This is a genomic window from Streptomyces sp. WAC04114, assembly GCF_019733245.1.
Lineage (GTDB): Bacteria > Actinomycetota > Actinomycetes > Streptomycetales > Streptomycetaceae > Streptomyces > Streptomyces massasporeus_A.
Genome location: NZ_JAIGQA010000290.1, coordinates 1 through 5,704, shown reverse-complemented (window position 1 = coordinate 5,704; position 5,704 = coordinate 1). Strand labels below are relative to the sequence as shown.

Genomic DNA, 5,704 nt, shown 5'->3' with positions numbered 1-5,704 from the left:
CGAGGCGCACACTCGATCTCCGGCACCAACCCTACTTTCCAGTAACTTCTATCGGACTCGCTCTCTAAAACTGAGCAAGTCCCTGACTGGCGGGCAGGGGCTGCTCACCTCCAAGAGGGCCGCAACAGCAGGCCGCCGGCTTCTACGTCCTCGACGACCAGGACGCCAGCGGCCAGAAGCGCCTCCAGGTCTTCGACCGCAACTGGGTCGTGTGCAGCCAGGAGCCCGAGCCTGGCACGCACCCCACGGACACGCCGGTGACCCTGTTCGCGGTCAAGGACGGCGAGAGCTGCTGATCCGCCGAGAGGTCGCCCCGGGCTGCGCCCGGCGTTCCTGAGGACGGCCCGTCAGGTCTTAGCTCTGGCGGGCCGTTCGCATGCCCTGCGGCCGGATCCGGTCACGGAACGGTGACGTCAGCCTCACAATGCCTTCACGCAGGCGGATGATGCACGGCAGCACACCGAGCACCGTGGGGGACCTGTGAGTCAGCCGCCGTACTACCCGCCGCCAAGGAAGAGCCACACGAACGCGATCATCATCGGGTCGGCCGGGGCGCTGATCGTGGCGATCGTCGGCACGGGCATCTTCGTGGCACAGTCCCGCGACGATGACAGCGGCGAGAGCAGAGCGGACCCGGCGCCGACCGTGAGTGTCACGGTGGAGCCGTCGCCGTCGGTGAGCGTGTCCCCGGAGTGCCGGACGAGGATCAAGGCCGAGCTGCTGGACGACTCCAAGGAGATCGACGCCACGCCCGGCTACAACGCATGCGGCGACCTATCGGAGGACGAGTTGCAGGCGGCGATTGACGAGGTGACGGAAGAACTGTCGGCACAGATCACGCCTGAGCCGTAACTCCCTCGCACAGGGGACGCTTCACCATTACCGGGCGTGGCGGCGTGGCCGACGGCTACGCTCCCGCGCACCAGCAACATCCGCGCCTTGGGGGGACCATGCGCCGCACCACCATCCTGCTTACCGCCTGCCTGCTCGCCGGCCTCACCGCGTGCGGCGGCAGCGGCGACGACAAGCCGGCCGCAAAGCCGAGCCCGTCGAAGACCGTCAGCAAGGAAGACCAGTACCTGAAGGCCGCGCACGCCATTACGTTCAACGGGACACCGTCCGACGGCGCGCTGCTCATCTTCCCCAAGGAGTGGTGCAGGGCGCTGGATTCGGGGCGCAGCGACCTGTTCAGGCGTCACGTCGACAGCGGTGTCACGGCCGCGAGCGTGGACGCGTATCCGGTAGTCGCCTGGGCCGTTGAAGGACAGGACGGGGAGTTCTTCGTCCAGGTCGTCCATCATGGCGCGGACCATGAGCTCGCCCCAAGCAGAGTTCGCGGAGATCTCGACGATCTCCTGCCAGTCCTCGTCGCCGAGGACGGGCTCTGTCTCGTGAAGGGTGACCGTGACGTCGACGTCGCCGCTACTGACGCCGGTAAGCACCGCGATTTCACCGTCGGTGACCTCGAGGAGGCCGTTGTGGACAGCGGGCAGGTCCGCAGCAGCCGGTCCGTCCTCGTCACTGATGAGGAACTGGTGGTAAGCGGTCGGCACGAGACCGCTGCCGTACGCGACCTGACGGCTCATCTGCTGGCTTCCTTTCCGCTGCACAGCTGGGCACCTACTTGATCCACACCAGGAACCGGTCCTTTTCGACGATGCGGTTGAACAAGTAGACGTTCTTCAGGGCCGCTCCGCCCAGCCGGACCGGAACGCGGCGTGCCCTTCAAGTCTGGAGCGGTTGCCGGGCCAGCAGTGCGATGAGTACCCGTTCGCCTCGACCTGGCAGGGCGCAAAGTCCGGTGGCGGCGACTTCAGCCGGCGCATGATCAACGGTCAGCAGAACGAGGAGGGCGGCAAGGCACTCGGTCGGTTCTACCTGTACAACCGCATCATCGAGAAGGACAAGTTCCTGGTGTGGATCAAGTAGTCACATGCACGGCTCGGCGGAGGGCAGCGAAATGAGTGACGAGGTCGAACAGGGCAACGGACTCGTGCCCGTTCAGTACCACCAGTTCGAAATCGGTGACGAGGACGGCCCGGCCGCCACCGCGCTTGAGCGCGAGCACAACGGGCTGGTGCGCATCGCCGACGACGCCATCACGGTGATGACCGGCATCCACACCGGCGACGTCGACGTCACGGTCACCCTCCACGAGGCCCAGCCCGCGCCCAACAGCGGGGACTGGACGGAGATCGTCGAAATCTCGGCGCACTCGGCCTCCGGAGAACTCATGGTCCGCGGCATCATGGACGACCTGGACGAGGAACTTCCCGTCCTGTCGTTCAACGGTCCTGGCGACTACCGGCTGCGCATTCACGCCCGCGGCCGCGACACTGCCGTCGACCTGGCCCCCGACGAGGTCACCGAGTGGTACCTCATCCAAGCCTGGCCGGCACCCACCCAAGAGGTGACCGTGCTCCGCCAGAGCGACAACTACGGGGCCACCGTCCGCGGCCTCTGAAAGTGCACACCTCACTGCCCGCCCACCTCATGCAGTGGTGGGCGGGCAGACACGGTCGTCACCGAGGCTCAGCGGGATCGTGCCGTCGCCATCGGCCTCGAAAGCTCCGGCAGGCCGGCGGCTACCGCGGCGGCAAGGCCGCGTAACTGGCGCGTGAACCCGGCGGTAGCGAGCGCAGCTGGCAGCGCGGCATGGCCGACGTCCGCTCTCTGTACGGACAGGACCAGGGCCAGGCGCTGGCGGTGCCAGTTCCGCGTGCTGCGCGCTGACCTCCCACCCGAGCCGGGCCCTGCCGGTCCAGTTCCCCGCATAGCCGTACAGCGGTTGCGCCGCGCGCCCTGGCCGGACCTCCGGCCGGGCGCCACGGCCACCTCACACGGTCCGCAGGTCGTCCACCGAGCCGCGTCCGGCCAATTCGGCCGTGGCCACCGTGCCCTCTTTCGCCGCCAACTCCACCTCGCCACTCAGATCGCTTACTGCCGTGCCGCGGCCTGTTCGTCAAGGGCCGTCACGGTAGCGGCTTTGCCGTCCTGCAGTTGCTGAAGGCGCTTGAGCGTCGCAGCGAGCATGGCCTGGGTGCCCGAGGGATCACCCGCGGCGCCACCTTCGATCCGTACCTCGATACTGACCTTGCCCGAACGGACGTACCCGTAGACGGAGTCATCGCTGGCACCCGGGTTGATGACCAGTGTGTTTTCGTCACCGACCGGCCTTTTGGGTTTCTGCTGCTTGTTCGTCTCAGTGCCCTTCCACGCCATGTACTGGCGGCGGGCGTCATCCGCCGATTTGAAGAGGCAGATATGGATGAATGCCTCGTTCTCCGTGGAGCCGTTGTACTCGTATGAGGAATCACCGCCGCGAACCCAGCCCGCCGGTGCGGAGTCAGCTTCCTGGAATCCGTTGCAGTACTGCCCTTCCGTCACCGACTTGTCGCCGTGAAGAGACCAGCCGGGAAGGGTCTCGCCGTCACCGAGCAGGGCCTGGGTGATCTGGGCCTGGGTAAGTTCCGCCGTGATCGGCTTCGGGGTAGGAGCGGAGACCGCCTTGTCCCCATTTTGCGTCCCGGATCCTGACGCAGGATTGTCACTGCTGGAGGAGCAAGCGGTGAGCGCGGCAACACCGACAAGGCCAGTTATGAGGGTGACGCGTGCACGTAACATGCACACACCCTATCCACTGTTGATCAGCATCTGCCCTGATCAAACCCTGTGTCTGCTCACCGCCCTGGGCTCAAGCATCGTCTTGCCGGACGACGGTCCCGGCATGGACCTGCTGGCCCGGCAGATCCACTCCGCCCAAGCGCCTGCAGCACCCTTCTCGTGTCACCGGGGTGACGGTTCGTGACGTGTTGGTGACGGGTGCGTGGTAGTTGTACGGGTGCGGTCCGTAGCCGCTGTTCTGAGTTCTGCTCCGTGTGGAGGTCTTCTGTGCGCAGGTTCGCCCTGTCCGCCGTGGCTGTCGTCGCTGCGGTTGGCTTGTTGTCCGGGTGCGGTGGTTCGGATGATGCGGAGGGTGGTGAGTCGGCGGCGTCTTCGCCGGGGTCTGCTGCGCCAGCAGCGGAGAGGAAGGCTGATGGGGCGCTGACCGCGGGTTCCGCGTTCGAGCGGCTGGCTGCGGAAGTCGGGGCGGCGGAGCTGACCGGCACAGTCACGGCGGAGAACGATCCGAATAAGCTCCTCGGCAGGCCAGGCCAGTACACGTCGAAGGTTACGTTCAGGGACTCGCGGGTGGCTGCGACCGAGGTGGAGGGCGTGGATAAGGGTGACGTATCCCGGGGTGGCGCGGTCGAGGCGTTCGATTCGGCGGCGGACGCGAAGGCTCGCGCGGACTACATCGAGTCGGTAACGAAGGGGATGCCGGCGCTGACGGAGTACCGCTACTTGAGCGGGCCGGTGTTGGTGCGGGTGTCGCGTCATCTGACGCCGGACAAGGCGGCGGAGTATGAGGCGGCCGTGAAGAAGCTCGACTAACCAGACCACGGTGCGCGTTGCTTCCCCGCCGACGCGAGGGTGCTCCGGCTAAGCCCGTCGTACCCGCGTGGGCAGGCAGCAGGCCTCCTCGCGCACGCGGTGCTCCGCGAGTGCCCGGGGAAAGCCCGGCCACGTCGGCGTCATCCCCGCCAATGCGCAGGGAGCGCCGGGCCACCAGACTAGTGCTTGCGCCCATCCCATCGATCGTGGCCGGGATGGCCGTCTCCGCCGCAGGCCGAAAAGGCTTAGACCGTGTCCTACGTGGTGAGGCGGACGAGCCGCTTGTAGCAGCACAGGGTGGCGGCGAGTCCGAGAAAGGCCAGGTAGTTGCGGGGATCGCGCTCGTAGCGAGGACTCAGGCGGCGGTAGCCGGACAGCCAGGACATCGTCCGCTCGATGACCCAGCGGCGGCGCCCTAATCGTTCGCTGGACTCGATGCCCTTGCGGGCGATGCGCACGCCGATCCGCTTGCCGCGGAGCCATCTGCGCAGGTCGGCCCGGTCGTAGGCTTTGTCCGCATGCAGGCGCTGGGGCTTGAAGTACCGGCCGCGGTGGGGGTCGTGTCTCGTTTGGTGACCCTCCACCATCGGCTTCAGACCTTCGCTGTCGCGGGTGTTGCCGGCCGAGACGCCAACGAGGAGGGGCAGGCCGTTCGCGTCCGACAGGACGTGCATCTTGGAACCCGGCTTGCCCCGGTCCACGGGGCTCGGACCCGTGCGCTCGCCCCCTTTTTCGCCCTCACGTGGGCGGTGTCGAGGACGACGCGGGTGACGTCGATGAGACCGGCGTCATCGAGTCGATGCAGCACGGCCTCGTGCAGCCGGCCCCAGACACCGGCTCTCGACCAGATGAGGAACCGCCGATGGGCGGTCGACTTCGATATCGCGAAGCAGGGTGGCAACGCACGCCAGGCGCAGCCGGACACCAGGACGTAGATGATCGCGGCGAACAGCGTCTCATCAGGCGTGTCCTGTGTTCCGCCGCCCTGCGGCCGCACCTTCGACGGCGGGATCAGCGGCTTCGCGATCTCCCACAACCCGTCCGGAACAATCCAACTCCACGTACCCCGCCCCATGAACGAACCAACGACGCCTCACCACGTAGGACACAGTCTTAGACCGTGTCCTACATGGTCTGTTGGTAGTTGAGTGGAGTATGGGGAGTGGGCGGTGGGGTTGGATCATTCCGGATGGCCTGTGGGAGTTGGCGAGGCCGTTGCTGCCGTCGGCGCGGGTGCGTCCTCAGGGCGGCGGGGTCGCGAACATCGATG

Annotated in this window: 7 protein-coding genes; 5 read left to right on the top strand and 2 right to left on the bottom strand. The window is 66.8% G+C overall.

Annotated elements, in window-relative coordinates; genetic code table 11:
* The first annotated feature begins 480 nt into the window (after positions 1-480).
* The 4 genes from K4G64_RS38005 to K4G64_RS37990 all read left to right on the top strand — a co-directional run bounded on the left by K4G64_RS38005 (position 481) and on the right by K4G64_RS37990 (position 2,464).
* Entirely contained in the window at positions 481-852 is a 372-nt protein-coding gene (locus tag K4G64_RS38005) for a hypothetical protein (RefSeq protein ID WP_221760424.1), read from the top strand.
* Positions 853-950: 98 nt separating this feature from the next.
* Positions 951-1,628 carry a hypothetical protein gene (locus K4G64_RS38000; protein ID WP_221760423.1) on the top strand — a complete coding sequence of 226 codons (678 nt, stop codon included), beginning with the start codon at positions 951-953 and terminating at the stop codon, positions 1,626-1,628.
* Between the two features lie 112 nt (positions 1,629-1,740).
* The gene (locus K4G64_RS37995; protein ID WP_221760422.1) at positions 1,741-1,929 is read left to right on the top strand and encodes a NucA/NucB deoxyribonuclease domain-containing protein; all 189 of its coding nucleotides are present in this window, start codon (positions 1,741-1,743) and stop codon (positions 1,927-1,929) included.
* Positions 1,930-1,960: 31 nt separating this feature from the next.
* Positions 1,961-2,464, top strand: a complete 504-nt coding sequence (locus tag K4G64_RS37990; protein WP_221760425.1) for a hypothetical protein — start codon at positions 1,961-1,963, stop codon at positions 2,462-2,464.
* Positions 2,465-2,937: 473 nt separating this feature from the next.
* Here K4G64_RS37990 and K4G64_RS37985 read toward each other — a convergent pair whose 3' ends face one another.
* Entirely contained in the window at positions 2,938-3,624 is a 687-nt protein-coding gene (locus tag K4G64_RS37985) for a hypothetical protein (protein WP_221760421.1), read from the bottom strand.
* Between the two features lie 267 nt (positions 3,625-3,891).
* Between K4G64_RS37985 and K4G64_RS37980 the strand changes: the two genes are divergently transcribed.
* Positions 3,892-4,434, top strand: a complete 543-nt coding sequence (locus K4G64_RS37980) for a hypothetical protein (protein WP_221760420.1) — start codon at positions 3,892-3,894, stop codon at positions 4,432-4,434.
* Between the two features lie 257 nt (positions 4,435-4,691).
* On the opposite strand, the gene K4G64_RS37975 is transcribed toward K4G64_RS37980, so the two are convergent.
* Positions 4,692-5,509, bottom strand: a protein-coding gene (locus K4G64_RS37975; RefSeq protein ID WP_221760419.1) for an IS5 family transposase whose coding sequence is annotated in 2 segments (ribosomal slippage) — positions 4,692-5,167 and positions 5,167-5,509 — 819 coding nt in all. Because the reading frame shifts where the segments join, the coding sequence is not laid out codon by codon here.
* Between the last annotated feature and the right edge of the window lie 195 nt (positions 5,510-5,704).